Annotated in this window: 13 protein-coding genes; 10 read left to right on the top strand and 3 right to left on the bottom strand. The window is 62.5% G+C overall.

The annotated features are described in order from the left end of the window. Nucleotides 1–6: 6 nt before the first annotated feature. From GNZ12_RS09140 to GNZ12_RS09130, 3 genes are all read left to right on the top strand, one after another. Nucleotides 7–2,331 carry a hydantoinase B/oxoprolinase family protein gene (locus GNZ12_RS09140; RefSeq protein WP_172310036.1) on the top strand — a complete coding sequence of 775 codons (2,325 nt, stop codon included), beginning with the start codon at nucleotides 7–9 and terminating at the stop codon, nucleotides 2,329–2,331. Nucleotides 2,332–2,374: 43 nt separating this feature from the next. After that, the gene (locus GNZ12_RS09135; protein WP_172310035.1) at nucleotides 2,375–2,881 is read left to right on the top strand and encodes an acetone carboxylase subunit gamma; all 507 of its coding nucleotides are present in this window, start codon (nucleotides 2,375–2,377) and stop codon (nucleotides 2,879–2,881) included. A 341-nt stretch (nucleotides 2,882–3,222) separates the two neighbouring features. Beyond that, nucleotides 3,223–5,247, top strand: coding sequence for a sigma-54-dependent Fis family transcriptional regulator (locus GNZ12_RS09130; protein ID WP_328805972.1), 2,025 nt, complete (start codon nucleotides 3,223–3,225; stop codon nucleotides 5,245–5,247). Between the two features lie 57 nt (nucleotides 5,248–5,304). On the opposite strand, the gene GNZ12_RS09125 is transcribed toward GNZ12_RS09130, so the two are convergent. Then, nucleotides 5,305–6,243, bottom strand: coding sequence for an SMP-30/gluconolactonase/LRE family protein (locus GNZ12_RS09125; RefSeq protein ID WP_172310034.1), 939 nt, complete (start codon nucleotides 6,241–6,243; stop codon nucleotides 5,305–5,307). A 238-nt stretch (nucleotides 6,244–6,481) separates the two neighbouring features. Here GNZ12_RS09125 and GNZ12_RS09120 point away from each other — a divergent pair, with 238 nt between their 5' ends. The 3 genes from GNZ12_RS09120 to GNZ12_RS09110 all read left to right on the top strand — a co-directional run bounded on the left by GNZ12_RS09120 (nucleotide 6,482) and on the right by GNZ12_RS09110 (nucleotide 10,897). Then, nucleotides 6,482–8,029: a UxaA family hydrolase gene (locus GNZ12_RS09120; protein ID WP_172310033.1), complete on the top strand. Its 1,548-nt coding sequence runs from the start codon at nucleotides 6,482–6,484 to the stop codon at nucleotides 8,027–8,029. Between the two features lie 138 nt (nucleotides 8,030–8,167). Further along, nucleotides 8,168–9,478, top strand: a complete 1,311-nt coding sequence (locus GNZ12_RS09115; protein WP_235993657.1) for an MFS transporter — start codon at nucleotides 8,168–8,170, stop codon at nucleotides 9,476–9,478. A gap of 126 nt (nucleotides 9,479–9,604) precedes the next feature. After that, complete coding sequence (locus tag GNZ12_RS09110; protein ID WP_172310032.1) at nucleotides 9,605–10,897, top strand: MFS transporter; 1,293 nt, start codon at nucleotides 9,605–9,607, stop codon at nucleotides 10,895–10,897. Between the two features lie 179 nt (nucleotides 10,898–11,076). Here the strand turns inward: GNZ12_RS09110 and GNZ12_RS09105 are convergent, their stop codons facing one another. Both GNZ12_RS09105 and GNZ12_RS09100 read right to left on the bottom strand, forming a co-directional pair. Further along, nucleotides 11,077–12,006 carry a dihydrodipicolinate synthase family protein gene (locus GNZ12_RS09105; protein ID WP_172310031.1) on the bottom strand — a complete coding sequence of 310 codons (930 nt, stop codon included), beginning with the start codon at nucleotides 12,004–12,006 and terminating at the stop codon, nucleotides 11,077–11,079. 35 nt (nucleotides 12,007–12,041) lie between these two features. Beyond that, nucleotides 12,042–13,040: a 2-hydroxyacid dehydrogenase gene (locus GNZ12_RS09100; RefSeq protein WP_172310030.1), complete on the bottom strand. Its 999-nt coding sequence runs from the start codon at nucleotides 13,038–13,040 to the stop codon at nucleotides 12,042–12,044. Between the two features lie 141 nt (nucleotides 13,041–13,181). Between GNZ12_RS09100 and GNZ12_RS09095 the strand changes: the two genes are divergently transcribed. The 4 genes from GNZ12_RS09095 to GNZ12_RS09080 form a co-directional block, all read left to right on the top strand. Further along, nucleotides 13,182–14,930, top strand: coding sequence for an IlvD/Edd family dehydratase (locus tag GNZ12_RS09095; RefSeq protein WP_172310029.1), 1,749 nt, complete (start codon nucleotides 13,182–13,184; stop codon nucleotides 14,928–14,930). 223 nt (nucleotides 14,931–15,153) lie between these two features. Further along, the gene (locus GNZ12_RS09090; protein WP_172310105.1) at nucleotides 15,154–15,831 is read left to right on the top strand and encodes a GntR family transcriptional regulator; all 678 of its coding nucleotides are present in this window, start codon (nucleotides 15,154–15,156) and stop codon (nucleotides 15,829–15,831) included. Beyond that, the gene (locus tag GNZ12_RS09085) at nucleotides 15,828–16,634 is read left to right on the top strand and encodes an NAD-dependent epimerase/dehydratase family protein (protein ID WP_172310028.1); all 807 of its coding nucleotides are present in this window, start codon (nucleotides 15,828–15,830) and stop codon (nucleotides 16,632–16,634) included. Before GNZ12_RS09090 ends, GNZ12_RS09085 begins: the two co-directional genes overlap by 4 nt. A gap of 81 nt (nucleotides 16,635–16,715) precedes the next feature. Continuing rightward, the coding region (locus GNZ12_RS09080; protein ID WP_328805971.1) for a helix-turn-helix domain-containing protein at nucleotides 16,716–16,967 on the top strand (252 nt) is incomplete at its 3' end.

The following is a 16,967-nucleotide window of genomic DNA, read 5'->3' as shown; positions in this document are numbered from 1 at the left end:
ACGAAAATGAATCTCATGTCATCCAAGGAAGTGGGCCAGGCCGATCTGCTTGCCGACGGCAAGACCCTGAAAGCGTTCCGCGCCGAGATCATGGAACGCACCAGCAAGACGGGTCACTACAACGGGCTCGCCCGGCTCGAGTTGCGCGAGAAGGATCCGATCGGCTACGAGAAGCTGTTCTCCAAGATACGCGGCGGTCTCGTGCACGCTCGCGAAACCGCAAAGAAGATCGCCGCGTCGCCGATCGTGGAGCAGGAAGGGGAACTGTGCTTCACGCTGTATAACGCGGTGGGCGACTGCGTGCTGACCTCCACCGGCATCATCATTCACGTCGGCACGATGGGCGCCGCGATCAAGTACATGATCGAGAACAATTGGGAGGACAACCCCGGCATCAATCCTGGGGACATGTTCACCAATAACGACTGCTCGATCGGCAACGTTCACCCTTGCGACATCGCGACGATCGTGCCGATCTTCTGGGCTGGAAAACTGATCGGCTGGGTGGGCGGCGTGACGCACGTGATCGACACCGGTGCGGTGACGCCGGGCTCCATGTCGACGGGCCAGGTCCAGCGCTTCGGCGACGGCTATCAGATCACCTGCCGCAAGACCGGCGTGAACGACCAGCCGCTGCGCGACTGGCTTCATGAAAGCCAGCGCTCGGTACGCACGCCGAAATACTGGATTCTGGACGAGCGCACCCGGATCGCGGGTTGCCACATGATCCGCGACATGGTCGAAGAGATCATCGCCACGGAGGGGCTGGAAGCCTACGAGAAGTTCAGCTATGAGGTCATCGAAGAGGGCCGTCGTGGTTTGCAAAGCCGCATCAAGGCAATGACGCTGCCCGGCAAGTACCGCAAGGTTGCCTTTGTCGATGTGCCCTATGCGCACGAGGATATCCAGACGCCCTCGGCCTTTGCCAAGATCGACACCATCATGCACTCGCCGGTGGAAATGACGATCCGGCCCGACGCCACATGGCGGCTGGATTTCGAAGGCGCGAGCCGCTGGGGATGGCACACCTATAACGCCCACCATGTCGCCTTTACGAGCGGCATCTGGGTCATGATGACCCAGACCCTGGTGCCGACCCAGCGCATCAACGACGGCGCCTACTTCGGCACGGAGTTCCGCTTGCCCAAGGGCACATGGATGAATCCGGACGATCGCCGAACCGGGCACGCCTATGCATGGCACTTCCTGGTATCGGGGTGGAGCGCCATGTGGCGGGGGCTCGGCCAGGCGTACTTCAGCCGTGGCTATCTGGAAGAAGTCAACGCGGGCAATGCCAATACGTCGAACTGGCTGCAAGGCGGCGGCATCAACCAGGACGGCGAGGTGCACGCGGTCAACAGCTTCGAGGCCTCGTCCTGCGGCACGGGTGCCGGCGCTATCAAGGACGGTCTCAATCACGCCGCGGCGATCTGGAACCCGGAAGGCGATATGGGGGACATCGAGATCTGGGAGATGGCCGAGCCGTTGCTCTATCTCGGGCGCAACGTCAAAGCCAATTCCGGCGGCTATGGCAAGTATCGCGGCGGGTGCGGGTTCGAAACCCTGCGCATGGTCTGGAAAGCGCAGGACTGGACCATGTTCTTCATGGGCAATGGCTATATGAACAGCGACTGGGGGTTCATGGGCGGCTATCCGTCTGCCACTGGCTACCGGTTCGAAGCGCACAAGACGGGCCTGAAGGAGCGCATCGCGCAGGGGCTCTCGTTGCCGCTCGGTGGCGACACGAATCCCGACGCGCCGGACTACGAGCGGCACATCGATGCGACTTCCAAGGTCAAGCGCGACAAGCAATGCATGACGACGGAGGATTGCTACGACAACCATGACCTGTACCTCAATTACCTGCGCGGAGGTCCGGGCTTTGGTGACCCGCTCGATCGGGAAACGGAAGCGATTGCGAAGGATCTCAACAACGGGTTTCTGCTCCCTGAGTTTGCCGAGAAGGTGTATGGCGCGGTGTTGGCGCAGGACGCTGCGGGTATCTGGACGGTCGATGCGAAGAAGACCGTGAAGCGTCGGGGCGAAATTCGCAAGGAACGGCTTGCCCGTTCGTTGCCGACGCGAGAATGGATGAAGGAGGAGCGCGAGCGCGTCCTCACCAAACACGCGTCGCGCCCGGTGCGTCACATGTTCGCGACCAGCTTCGGGCTGTCGCAGAAATTCCTCAACGACTTCCGGAAGTTCTGGGACCTGCCTGCCGACTGGAACATGACCGAGGCAGAACTGGACGTGCCGTCCTACGGCTCGAAGTACAGGATGGATCTTTCGTTGCTGCCCGACGTGACCACGGTGGTTCAGGTCGAAGAGTAATCCGTCCCGATATCGATATCGAAGCGAATCAAGGAGTAGCGAAATGTCTGCTTACACGAAGGAACAGGTCGGCAATCTGGTCGATGGACGACTCGACTGGGATACGACCGTACGCATGTTGTCCATGCCGAAGGATCATGAACGCTTTAGCCAGTATCTCGAAGTGTTGCAGGGGAAAGTCGCGTGGCCCGACAAGATAGTCTTGCCGCTTGGACCGCACCTGCATATCGTGCAGGCCGCGAAAAGCAAACACTGGCTCGTCAAATGCGACTGCGGCCATGAGTTCTGCGACTACCGCGAAAACTGGAAACTGTACGCCAACGTCTATGTGCGCGACACAGAAGAGGCCATGCTCGAGGTCTATCCAAAGCTCATGGCGCCCGACACCCAGTGGCAGGTCTACCGCGAGTATTACTGCCCGAATTGCGGGACCATGCACGACGTCGAAGCACCGACGCCGTGGTATCCGGTGATTCACGATTTCGAGCCGGACATCGAAGCGTTCTACAAGGAATGGTTGCAGTTGCCGGTGCCCGAGCGCGCCGACTAACGCATGGCTCAGGGCGCGGTTGTCTCGCGCCCGGTTCTCCCCGCGGCGGCGCCAATCCGTTGTTGGCGCCGCCGCAGTGCGGCTTAATCGCGGCCCTGCACGTCGTTTGATGCGCCGCAACGAGCGGGTTGTCCGCGTCGGCGAGCCGTGCATCCGGACCGTTCGAAAATCGGACGCAGCCCGTGCGGCCATCGTCCGGAAATCAAACGTTCGATAGTGCGCTGAGCTTCCGCTTCCAGCGTCCTCGCGGTGGCATCGATCTTGCCCCTCTTCTCGCACGAGCCGGCTGCATCCGTCATGTTGCGGTGCGGTATAAGACGGCACAAAGAAGGAGACAAGTCATGGATAGGCCGGATGCCACCCAGATGTTCCCGAACCCTGGCGATGAAGCGGTCGTCATGGCTGCCTGGGAACGATTCCTGAGCGGCGGAGAAGCGCCGCACAGTGTCGTGCGGCACCTCGTTGACACATCGTGGCAGCGCTGCCTCGATTGGCAGGTGGATCCCACGCTGGGCCACGCGCCAGCGCCGCTCGATGAGCATCTTCTGTATTCGTTGCAACGCAGTCACCGCGATCTGGTCGAGGCGAGTGCTCCAGTGATGGCGCATGCACGCGACTTTCTTGCGCAAACCGAAACGGTCATGGCGCTTGCCGAGCCGGCCGGCACCATCCTGAATCTTGAGGGGGACCCTGCAACCATTGCTTCCGCGCACGGGATTCAGCTCCTGCCTGGCGCGTCCTGGAACGAGATGATTTGCGGTACCAATGCGATCGGCACGGCGATCGAGGTCGGCCAGCCCGTGCAGATCCATTCTGCCGAACACTTCTGCGCCGGCATCAAGCGCTGGACCTGCTCCGCCAATGCGATCCGCGACCCGCGCGACGGTTCGATTATCGGTGTCATCGACGTGTCCGGCCTGTCCGAGTCCTACAATCGTCACAGCCTGGCGCTGGTCGTCACGGCAGCCAGCCGGATCGAGAGCCGTCTTGCTGCGCGGACTATGGAGCTTCGCTATCGGCTGCTGGATCGCTGCATGGCGCGCCTCGCGATGCTTGCGTCCGACGGCGCCGTGGTGTTCGACCATGGCGGCTATCCGATCAAGGTCAATGAGCATGCCGAAGCCGCGATCGCGGCAGCCGGCGGTGATCTTTCGCTCGCCCGGCCCAAACGGATTCTGGCGCTCGCCACCGATTCCGCGCTCGCCAGTGTGATCCCTACGGATCTCCCCCACTGGATCCAGCCTGACTGGATCGAGCCGGTGATCGACGATGGCAGGCGCATCGGTAGCTTGCTGATCGTGCCGTTCGCGCAACGTCACAGCGCTTCGCGCAGGGTCAGCAATGCGTCCGGTCGCGGCGCCGAGGGTGGATCGACGGCCGGCTTCGAACGCATCCAGGGCGAAGCGCCGGCATTGCTCGATGCCGTGGACAAGGCCCGGCAGATCGCACGTTCACGTGCGCCAGTTGTGTTGCTCGGTGAGACGGGCGTGGGTAAGGAATTGTTTGCCAAGGGAATCCACCACGCGAGCCAGGCGAAGGAGGGGCCTTTTATTGCGCTCAACTGCGGCGGCCTGTCACGTGAACTACTCGCCAGCGAACTATTCGGCTATGGAGATGGCGCCTTCACCGGTGCGCGCCGAGGGGGCGCGCTTGGCAAGATCGAAGCAGCCAATGGCGGGACCTTGTTTCTCGACGAAATCGGTGAAATGCCGGTCGATCTGCAGCCGCATTTCCTGCGCGTGCTGGAACAGGGGGAAATCTATCGGCTCGGCGAAAACGTCCCGAGGAAGGTGACCTTTCGTCTGGTCGCGGCGACCAATCGCGACTTGAGAAAGGAGGTCTCAGAAGGGCGCTTTCGAATGGACTTCTTCTATCGCGTCGCGGTGACCAGTATCCGTATTCCGCCGCTGCGCGACCGGCCGGGGGACATTCGCCGCCTCACGGAATATCTGGTCCAGAAGTTTGCGACGGAACTTGGCGGGGCTTGCCCCACGGTGGACGACGAAGTGGTTGCGGCGCTCTGCGCGTATTCATGGCCGGGGAACGTCCGGGAGCTTCATAACGTGGTGGAAAGTATGCTTCTTACGGCAGGCTCAGAGATCCTTACGCTCGCTGATCTGCCACCGGAGTTGCGCGCGAGCGATGAGCCGATCCGCGCCGGATGCGACGAACCATTTTCCCTCGACGGCCGGGGCACGATGGAAGCGTCGGAGCAGGGAGCGATTCGCAGCGCGATCGCCATCTCTCGCGGGAACCTGACCTCGGCGGCAAGGCATCTGGGTATTGCGAAGAGCACGCTCTATCAGAAGCTCAGGAAATATGGCCTGGATCGAACGTTGGTTGAAATCCGGGACCAGGGCCGTTAGGAGGTCTGGCCACGTTTTCTTCGTCAGCCCTTGTCGAATCCTGCTGGTTGTGAAACTTCATCCGCCTGCGGCGCCCTGGGTGTTCACATGCACCGCGTAGATTGATTGCGACGCGGCCATGAAAAGGCGGTTACGAGCGCGGCCGCCAAAACACAGGTTCGCACAGCGTTCGGGCAGTGCAATACGGCCGATCAGTTTGCCTGCCGGCGAAATAATCATGACACCGTCCAGTTCGTCGCTCCCCATGCCCCAGCCGCACCAAAGGTTGCCGTCGATATCGGCGCGCATCCCGTCAATGGTGCCTGCACCCGCGTTCAGGAAGACCCGGCCCGCGCCGATGCGGCGGCCGTCCGGTTGCATCTCGTAGACATGGATGAGCCGCTCAGGCACCGCGCGCGACTCGATGACGTACAGCAACCGCTCATCCGGTGAAAAGCACAGGCCGTTGGGCCCCTTCAGATCGCGCGTCACGACCGACGCTTCGCCCGTGACCCCGTCGATCCGGTACACACAGTGCGGTAATTCCTGTTCAGCCTTGATGCCTTCGTAGTGTCCCGCAATGCCCATCGGCGGGTCAGTGAACCAGATCGAGCCGTCTGACTTGACGACGACGTCGTTCGGCGAGTTGAGGCGTTTGCCGTCGAACGAATCCATGAGCACGGTGATGCTGCCGTCGTACTCGGTGCGCGTGACGCGCCGGCCGTGTTCGCAGGTGACGAGGCGCCCCTGGCGGTCGCGCGTGTTGCCGTTCGCGAAGTTGGACGGTTTGCGAAACACGCTGACGATACCGGTCTCTTCATCCCACTTCAGCATCTGATTGTTCGGAATGTCGCTCCAGACCAGGTAGCGGCCGTCGCCGAACCATACAGGCCCTTCGGTCCAGCGATAGCCGGTCGCTAGCCGCTCGACTGCCGAGAAGGCCACCCGGTATTGATCGAACGACGGATCGAGGGAAATGACGCGTGGGTCGGGATAGCGCTCAGCCTGCTGCCACATGGGTTTGCCTCCGTTTGCGGGGTGCGTGGACGTGTTGTGAGGTCCAAGTATAGATCAAATGAGTAAGCGCTTTCTCTTGAATTCACGAAGATTTTCCCCTAAAGTGCCTCAAAACAAGGCCGAGTTGACTGAGTGACATCCCCGTTTTGATGCGTAAAAGAAAGCGATTACTTAAAAAAGTGCCTGATTGAGCGAGTGCTCGCTGGGTGCGCCCCGAAATCTCCGAGGCTGTGAATTCATGATTGAGTTGTCCAGCAAGACCATGAGTGGGCCGGTAATCCGGCTGCATCCCGCCGACAACGTGGTCATTGCGCGCGTCGACATTCCGATCGGCACGCCGCTTACTTCGGAAGATGTCCGCAGCCGCAGCCAGGTGCCGGCGGGCTACAAGATCGCGGCGCGCCGCATCGTGCAGGGTGAAGCGATCCGCAAATACAACGTGGTCATCGGTTTTGCCGCGACCGACATTGCGGCGGGCACGCTGGTTCACGACCATAACGTCGAATTTCGCGAGTTCGACCGCGACTATGCGTTCGGCGCCGACTACAAACCGGTCGAGATGTTGCCGCCGGCGCTACGCGCGACGTTCCGCGGCATCGCGCGCAGCAACGGCGAGGTCGGCACGCGCAACTACATCGGCGTGCTGTCGACCGTGAACTGTTCCGCCACGGTCGTCCACAAGATCGCCGAGTGGTTCACACCCGAACGGCTTGCCGACTATCCCAACGTGGACGGTGTGGCCGCGTTCAGCCATTCGATCGGCTGCGGCATGGAGATGAGTGGTGAACCCATGGCGCTGCTGCGCCGTACGATGGCCGGTTACGCGCGGCATCCGAATCTGGCTGCGGCGCTGATCGTCGGGCTCGGCTGCGAGCGCAATCAGTTGCAAGAACTGCTTGACGAAGAAGGTCTGGCGCCCAATGCGCGGCTACATACATTCACGATGCAACAGAGCGGCGGCACGAGGAAAACCATCGAGGCGGGCATCGAGGCCGTCAAGGCGCTGCTGCCGGAGGCCAATCGCGTACAGCGCACGACGGTGGACGCGAGTCATCTGAAGGTCGGGCTGCAATGCGGCGGATCCGATGGGTTCTCGTCGATCACGGCGAATCCTTCGCTTGGCGCGGCGATGGATCGGCTCGTCCGGCACGGCGGAACAGCGATCCTGTCGGAGACGCCCGAAATCTACGGCGTGGAACATACCTTGACGCGTCGCGCGGTGACTCGCCTGGTCGGCGAGAAGCTGATCGAGCGCATCCGTTGGTGGAAGGACGAGTACTCCGGCAATCGGGACGTGCAGATCAACGGCAAGGTGAGTCCTGGCAATCAGATGGGCGGCCTTGCAAACATCTTCGAGAAGTCGATCGGTTCTTCCATGAAAGGCGGCACCGGTCCGCTGATGGAAGTCTATCGGTATGCCGAACCGGTGCGTGCGAGTGGTCTCGTGTTCATGGATACACCCGGCTTCGATCCCGTCTCCGCGACCGGTCAGATCGCCGGCGGCGCGAATCTGATCGCCTTCACGACCGGACGCGGGTCGATGTTCGGCGCGAAGCCGGTGCCGTCACTAAAGCTCGCGACGAACACCCCGATGTATCAGCGTCTGAGCGAAGACATGGACCTGAACTGCGGAGGCATTCTGGACGGCGTCGCATCGATCGAAAGCACCGGCGAGGAGATATTCGAGGCGCTGCTGAGAGTCGCATCGGGCGAGCGCACGAAAAGCGAACTGCTCGGGCTTGGCGACCATGAATTCGTACCGTGGCAAATCGGCATCATGAGTTGAACCAGACCGCTTCAAGCGCGGACCGCAGGATCGCAACACAGAAGCAACCGAACGCCTGCCGGGCGCGCGGCGCGGTCACGGGAGCCCGTGGCGCCGCCGCCCGTTGCAGAAGGTCCATACGTAGATACGGAGACGGCTTTGATCACCAATGGCGTAGCGGTAGCGGCGCGCGAAAGCGCGGCATCAGTCGATTCGATCTATACACGGGTAACGTGGCGCTTCATGCCGCTGCTGTTCATTTCCTACGTGGTCGCGTATCTGGATCGCGTGAACGTCGGCTTCGCGAAGTTGCAGATGCTCAACGATCTGCATTTCAGCGAGACGATGTACGGCTTTGGGGCCGGCATTTTCTTTATCGGCTATTTCTTCTTCGAGGTGCCGAGCAACCTGCTGCTCCACCGGCTTGGCGCGCGCCGCTGGATCGCGCGGATCATGGTGACGTGGGCTGTCATCTCCGCAGCGACTGCCTGGGTGAGCTCGCCAACGATGTTCTACGTGCTGCGCTTCGTACTCGGCATTGCCGAGGCCGGCTTTTTCCCGGGCCTCGTGTTGTATCTGACCTATTGGTATCCGGCGCAGCGCCGCGGCAGGATGATCGCATTCCTGATGGCCGGCAACCCGGTTGCGGGCATCGTCGGCGGACCGCTGTCGGGTTTCATCATGGAACGGCTGGCGGGTCACGGCGGCTTTGCCGGCTGGCAGTGGCTGTTCGTTCTCGAAGCATTGCCCGCGCTGGCGCTCGGCGCGGTGATCTACTTCTTCCTCGATGACAGAGTGAAGGACGCGAAGTGGCTGCCGCAGCACGAGCGAGACTTCATCCAGTCGGAAATCGATGCGGAAGCGCGTACGAAGAGCCACGCGACGGTACGGCAGACGTTTACGTCGCTGAAGGTGTGGACCTTGTGCGGGATCCTGTTCGGCATCGTCATGGGCTCGTACGCGGTCGGCTTCTGGCAACCGACGATCATCAAAGGCTCGGGCATCACCGATCCGTTCACGATCGGTCTTCTCACCGTCGTTCCTTATGCGAGCGCGCTCATTGCGATGATTGCCGTCGGTCGCCATGCCGACAGGACACGTGAGCGCCGCTGGCACGTCGTTGTGCCGCAGATTGTGGCGGCAAGCGGCTTCGTGCTGTGTGCGTATGCGGGGCACAACACATGGCTCGCGCTGCTCGGTCTGACGCTCGCCGCCTCCGGCGTCATCACCGCGCTGCCGATGTTCTGGGCGCTGCCTACGTCGTTTCTCGGCGGAGCCGGCGCCGCGGCTGGCATTGCGCTGATCAACTCGACCGGCAACCTTGCCGGTTTCGTGAGCCCGGCGCTAGTAGGCTGGTTGAAGACGCTGACGCATTCGCTCGACTCCAGCCTGTTCCTGATCGCCGCATCGCTGATCGTGTCCGCGCTGCTGATTCTGACGCAGATGCCAGCGAAGCTGGTCAACAAGTAAGCGCAATAGCATGTTCAAGCAAGCAAGGTAACCAGGCAGCAACGCAGGACCGGATCTTTCGACGCACGCACCCGCAAGAGGCGCGGCCCTCTCATCGCAGCAGCATGCATCCATGGTTGGAGACACATGAACACCGGAAAATATCGCTATGTCGTAGCCGGGCTGTTATTCGCCGCTGGCGCGATCAATTACATGGACCGGGCAGCGCTCGGCATCGTCGCGCCGATTGTCGGCAAGACGCTGGCGTTGTCGCCGTCGCAACTCGGCCTCATCTTCAGCAGCTTCTTTATCGGCTATTCGATCTTCTCGTTCCTCGGCGGCTATTTTTCCGACAAGTGGGGCACGCTGCGGGTATTTACGTGGGCGATGGGGTTCTGGTCGCTGTTTTGCGGGCTGACTGCCGCAGCGACTGGCTTCATATCGCTGTTGCTGTGCCGGGTGTTCTTCGGCATCGGCGAGGGGCCGATGAGCTCCAACACCAATCGCACGATTTCGAACTGGTTTCCCCGTCATGAAACCGCGACGATGATCGGCTTCACCTTCTCCGGCCAGACGCTCGGCAACGCAATCGCGGGGCCGGTCGTCGGACTGATTGCCGTCGGCTTCGGCTGGCGTGCGTCGTTTGTCGTGATCGCGGTACTGGGCTTTCTGTGGCTGATGTGCTGGCGTATGTTCGTCACCGATAAGCCTGGCGAGAACCACCGCGTCGGTGCGGGTGAAACGAAGCTGATCAACGACAGCCGTGCGGTGGCGGAAGCGCGCAATGTCGAGGACGACGGCATGACGCTCGGCGCGTATCTGCGCCGCCCGAGCACGCTCGCGCTCGGCGCCGGGCTCTTCGCCGTGAACTACACGCAATACGTGTTCATTTCGTGGCTGCCGAGCTATCTGACCAACGTGATGCACCTCGACTTGAAGTCCATGAGCATCATCACGTCGATTCCGTGGATCTGCGGCGCGATCGGCTATTTCGGCGGCGGCCTGCTCGGCGACTTCGTGTACAAGCGCCTGGACGACCCGATCAAGGCGCGCAAGCTGGTGGCGACGATTCCGCTTGCGCTGTCGGGTGTCGCAGTGCTGTGCATCACGTCAGCCGGTTCGCTGACGGCAGCTGTCGCATTGATCGCTGCGGCGCTGCTGTTCCTGACCGGCTCGTGCCAGTCGATCTGGGCGATCCAGCACGAGATCCTGCCGCTGCACCGGCAAGGCGGCGTGGGCGGTTTCATCCACTTCCTGAGCAACCTGTCAGGGATCATCGGACCGGCGCTGACTGGCTTCCTGATCCAGTACTTCGGCGGTTATCACAGCGCGTTCATGTTCGGCGCAATGATCGATTTTGCCGGCGTGCTCGCGATGCTGCTGTTCATCCAGAGCCGGCCGGCGGTAACGGCGCCGGTGGCCGCGCAATCGTCGAATTGAACGGGCGACGTTCCTTTCGCGTCGACCACGAATGCCCGCTATGTCGAGTTCTACCCGACGGGCAGGTGTTGAATTTCCGGCGTCTCGTCGATAGGCACGAATCGGGCCGCGCATGACAGGCCCGATTCGCTTTCGCCCACCAGGCCATCTCAAGCCATCTCAAGCCATCTCAAGCCATCTCAAGCCAGCGCTTCGATCCCCGGCATCTCGAAGCGGGCTTGCGCAAGCACCCCTTTCAGTGCGGCGCGCTGCGCGATGGTGAGGGCAACGAGCGGCGGCCTGACGGTGCGCCAGTCGTCGTCATGCGAATAGATGCCAATCGCCGACTTCAGCGCCGGGATCATCGGAAACCGTGCGAACACTGCGCGGATATCGTCGAGCGCCTGTTGGCGCGCGTCCGCGTCGGTGGATTGCCAGTTCCGGTACAGATTGACGATCGCGGCCGGATTCACATTGCCGGTCGCCGTGATGCAACCGGCGCCGCCGCCACGCAACGTCGCGAGCAGGAAGGTCTCGCTGCCGGCGAATACATCGAAGCCCTGCGGCTGAAAGCGTTCGAGCATGGCCTGCGTATGACTCCAGTCCCCTGAACTGTCCTTCACGCCGGCAATGATGTCCGGATAGGCCGTTAGCAGACGTTCGATCAGTGCAAGCCCGAGTGGTACTTGCGACACATGCGGGATGTGATAGACGTAGATGCGCAATTCGTCCGAGCCGACCCGTTCGATGACCTCAGCGTAGCTGCGAAACAGGCCCTCGTCGCTGACACCCTTGTAGTAGAACGGCGGCAACATCAGCACGTGACGGCAGCCTGACGCTATCGCGTGCCGCGTCAGTTCGACCGTATCGGTCAACGCCGAGCAGCCGGTGCCCGGCATCATCCGGTCAACCGGCAGACCCGCGGACACGAGCGTATCGAGCAGACGTTTTTTTTCGTCAACGGCAAGCGAGTTTGCTTCGGAGTTCGTGCCGAAAACGGCAAGCCCTACGTCCTGTTCGATAAGCCATCGGCAATGGCGTAGAAAGCGATTGTGGTCTGGCTGCAGGTCGTCGCTAAACGGCGTGACGACGGGCGAATAGACGCCGCGCGGGCGGCTGGCTGGATTCATCTGATGATCCTCCTGAACGGGTCATGCGCGGCTCATCAGCGCGCGCGATGGTGGGGCAACTGACGGGATTCGAGCGCGGCGGGATTGACGCAGGTCGCGGAAAAGCGGCCCTCGAGCGCATCGAGCAGATTCAGCGCGGCGCGGCGGGCCATCGCTTCGCGCGTCTGCGCGGTGGCTGAGCCGATGTGCGGAGCGATCACGACGTTCGGCAACGCGAAAAGCGGCGAACCGGCGGGAAGCGGTTCGCGCTCGAACACGTCGAGGCCCGCGCCCAGAATGCGGCCCTCTCGCAACGCGTCGATCAGCGCGGCTTCGTCGAGCACCTGACCCCGCGCGCAGTTGATGAGAATCGCACTGGACTTCATCAGACGCAGCTCGGCCGCGCCGATCAGCTGATGGGTCGCGGCGGAAAGCGGCACCAGCAGGCACACGAAGTCGGCTTCGGCCAGCAGGTCCGGCAGCGTCCGCCATTGCGCACCGTAAACCTCTTCTGCCACCGGGTTGCGCGAGCGGTTCGCATACAGCACGTTCATCCCGAAGCCGTGCGCCGCGCGGCGCGCCAGCGCACCGCCGATGCGGCCCAACCCGACGATGCCGAGTGTCTTGTTGTGCACATCGACCCCGAACTGCGCCGGGCCCGACGAAGCGAGCCATTCGCCGCGCCGCGTCGCCGCATCCAGTTCCGCGATGCGGCGCGCTGCCGCGAGGATCAACGCGAACGCCAGGTCAGCGGTCGTCTCGGTCACTTCATCGGGCGTATTGCACAGGACGATGCCGCGGCGGGTGAGTTCAGGGACATCGAAATCGTCGTATCCCGCAGAGACGGTCGACACCGCTTCGAGCAGCGGCGCGGCGTCGAGCAGTTCGGCGCTCAGCTTCAACTTGTTGCCGATCGCGCCGTGGGCGCTCGCGAGCGCATCGAGGAACGCGGCCCGTTGGGAATCGGCGTCCGCGAACGTAACGTCGCACCGGGCTTCGAGGAGTTGGAGAACGGCGGCAGGCAGCTTGCGATAGGCAACAACGCGTTGTTTCATCGGGACATCCGGTTCAAGAGCGGAAAGGTGGTCACTTGGCGCAGGGCTTTCCAACTTTGAGAAAGCGCTTACTTGCGTTGCACTATAAGTCTCGATAGAATCATCGTCAAGATTATCGATAATCTATTTGAGGACATTTCGATGACAGATACGCTTGATGACGGCCAGCCGCGCGGGTTGCGCAAAGGATTGACCAATTACGGTGACGAGGGCTTTTCGCTGTTTCTGCGCAAGGCGTTCATCAAGGGCGCCGGCTATACCGATGACGCACTGTCGCGTCCGATCGTCGCCATCGCGAATACGGGGAGCGCGTACAACCCGTGCCACGGCAACGCGCCGCAGCTCGTCGAAGCCATCAAGCGCGGCGTGATGCTGGCGGGTGGCCTGCCGGTCGAATTCCCGACGATTTCGATCGCGGAAAGCTTTTCGCATCCCACCAGCATGTATCTGCGCAACCTCATGTCGATGGACACCGAGGAGATGATCCGTGCGCAGCCGATGGACGCGGTCGTGCTGATCGGCGGCTGCGACAAGACCGTGCCGGCGCAACTGATGGGCGCCGCGGCTGCCGGCGTTCCGGCGATCCAGCTCGTGACCGGCGCGATGCTGACAGGTTCGCATCGCGGCGAGCGCGTCGGCGCGTGCACGGACTGCCGGCGTTTCTGGGCGAGCTTCCGCGGCGACCAGATCGACGCAGATGAAATCGATGCGGTGAACAACCAACTGGTGGCGACCGTCGGCACCTGTTCGGTGATGGGCACCGCGAGCACGATGGCTTGCATCGCCGAGGCAATGGGCATCATGCTGCCGGGCGGTGCATCGCCGCCGGCGGTCAGCGCCGATCGCATCCGCATCGCCGAGCGCACCGGCGCCCAGGCGGTTGCAATGATCGGTGCGAATCTGACGCCTGCGAAAATCCTCACGCCGAAGGCAATCGAGAATGCGCTGCGCGTGTTGCTGGCGATCGGCGGCTCGACCAACGGCATCATCCATCTGACGGCCATCGCCGGGCGCCTGGGCATCAAGATCGACCTCGATGCGCTCGACCGGATGGCGCGCGAGACACCGGTGCTGGTCGATCTGAAACCGTCGGGGCGGCACTACATGGAAGATCTGCATCGCGCGGGCGGACTGACTACCGTTATGCGCGAAATGAAGGCGCTCCTGCATCTCGATGCGTTGACGGTCACTGGCCGCACGCTGGGCGAAGAACTCGATGCTGCACCGTCGAGCTTCGCGCAGGACGTCGTGCGGCCATTCAGCCAGCCGGTTTTCCCGCAAGGGGGCATCGCTGTGCTGCATGGCAATCTGGCGCCGGGCGGTGCGATCATCAAGCAGTCCGCAGCGAATCCGGAATTGATGGAGCACGAAGGTCGCGCCGTCGTGTTCGAGAATGCCGAAGACCTCGCGCGGCGAATCGACGATCCGGACCTGGATGTCGAGGCGCACGACGTGCTGGTGCTCAAGCAGATCGGTCCGGTGGGTGCGCCGGGCATGCCCGAGGCGGGCTACATACCGATTCCGCGCAAGCTCGGACGGCAAGGCGTGAAGGACATGGTGCGCATCTCCGACGGCCGGATGAGCGGGACGGCGGCGGGCACCGTCGTGCTGCACGTGACACCGGAAGCGGCGATCGGCGGGCCACTCGCGATCGTGCACACGGGCGACCGGATTCGCCTGAGCGTCGCGAAGCGGTCGATCGAACTGCTGCTAAGCGATGCCGAAATCGCCGCACGTCTCGCGGCATTACCGCCGCGCGAAGCCGAGCCGGATGTACGGGGTTATCGAAAGCTCTTTTTGACGACGATCACTCAGGCCGACGAAGGCTGCGACTTCGATTTCCTGCAGGCAACCCGAACCGTCGCCGTCGTGCCGGGGGACAAATCCTGATGCAAGGGCCAGTGCGCGACGCGCATTTTGCGCTACGCTCTGCCGTTTCACCATTTTCGTGGACCCTTTCGGTATGAGCAACGCTGACACCAAAAAACGCGCTGCGAACGCGAGCGCGGGGGGCGCAGTAAGGGGCGGCGTGGAGCCGGCTGGCCGAGCGGCTCCCAATCAACGCTCGACACCGGCGGCCCCGGCGGTGCGCGACCGCAACGCCGACGAAACGATGCGGCGTGTCGCGGATCAGCTCGAAGAGCAGATCGTGCTCGGCTTGCTGCATCCGCGCGAGCGGCTGGTCGAAGACGACCTCTGCGAGCGTTTCAACCTGAAGCGCCACGTTGCGCGGCAGGTGTTGGCGGAAGTGGAGCGGCGCGGTCTGGTTGAACGCCGCAGACACTTCGGCGCGCTGGTGAAGTCGTTCACCGCGCGCGAAGTCACGGAGTTGTACGCGTTGCGGGAACTGCTGGAGACCGATGCGGCGAATCGGATCGTCTTTCCAGTCGATGCCGCAAAGCTAGATGAACTCGAACGGATTCAGGCCGAACACGACGCCTATGCGTTCGCGGGCGATCTGCGTCGCGTGTTTCGCGTCAACATGGCGTTTCATCGCGCATTTTTCGCGTTGTCGGGCAACCAGGTGCTCGTCGACGCGATTCACGAATACGAACGGCGCACCCACGCAATCCGTTCCGTATCGATCGTATTCCCGCAGTACCTGGAGAAAGCGCGCGCCGAACATCATCAGATGATCGACGCTTTGCGGCGTGGCGACCGCGACCGTCTGATCGCATTGTGCCGCGCGCATCTCGTGCCGTCGCGCGACGCCTATCTCGATGCGTACCACCAGCGTTCGGTGGCGGCCGCGGCGTATGGTTCACCGACATCGAATGGAGACATCGAATGAAACGGGTTTTGGTCACCGGCGCGGCCGGCCATATCGGCAGGGTATTGCGCGCCGGCTTGCGCGGCCAGTACCAGTTGCGGCTCGCTGACATCGCTCCGCAAGCCGAGGCAGGCGAGGGCGAAGAAATCGTCACGGCCGACATTACGCGGCTAGCGGATCTGTTGGCGGTGATGGAGGGTGTCGACGTGGTCGTGCATCTCGCCGGTATCCCCGACGAAGACCGCTGGGAAAAGATCCGCGACATGAACATCGAAGGTTGCTACAACGTCTTCGAAGCCGCGCGGCAAGCCGGCGTCAAACGCGTGGTGTTCGCGAGCTCCAATCACGCGGTGGGATTTCATCGACGCGACCGGATGATCGACGCTACCGTCGCGCCGCGGCCGGACAGCCGCTATGGCGTATCGAAGGTGTTTGGCGAAGCGCTCGGACGGATGTACGCGGACAAGCACGGCATGTCGGTCGCATGTATGCGGATCGGCTCCTTTCGTCCCGACAACAGGCCGACGGCGCCGCGGCACCTCTTCACATGGATCAGCCATCGCGACATGGTGCAGCTGACACAGCGCTGCATCGATCATCCCGACTACCACTTCGTGACCGTCTATGGCGTGTCGGGCAACGCGCGCAACCGCTGGGACAATGCCGACGTGCGGTGGCTCGGCTATGTGCCGGAGGACGACGCCGAACGATATGCCGCGCAGATTGTGGCGACAGGGCAGACAGAAGACCCGCGCGAGGCGCTCTTTCACGGCGGCTACGGCTGTCTCGTGGAGTTCGACGGGAACACGGAAGTCATCGACTAGTACGACATCCCGCAATTACTTTTAATAATTGGTTGCATGGTTTATCCTGGCGGCATGAGCCGAGGTCGTCATGCAACGCCAGTGAAGCTGGCCAGGAAGGACAGAGAGGAGCTGCAGGCGCTGATCAGGCGCACGACGGCGGCACAGCGTGATGTGACGCGGGCGCGCATCGCGCTAATGGCCCATGAGGGCTACTTAAGCGCAGCAATCGCGCAGGAACTGGGCGTGTCCGTGCAAACGGTCAGCCTGTGGCGCCAGCGCGTTGCGCGGCATGGTGCACGAGGTATCCGGGAGGGCGAGCGTAGCGGCCGGCCGGCGCGCATCACGCAGGAA

This window comes from Paraburkholderia solitsugae (genome assembly GCF_013177695.1).
GTDB lineage: Bacteria > Pseudomonadota > Gammaproteobacteria > Burkholderiales > Burkholderiaceae > Paraburkholderia > Paraburkholderia solitsugae.
Note: the sequence above shows the minus strand (reverse complement) of the source record. Positions and strands in the feature narration are given on the sequence as shown.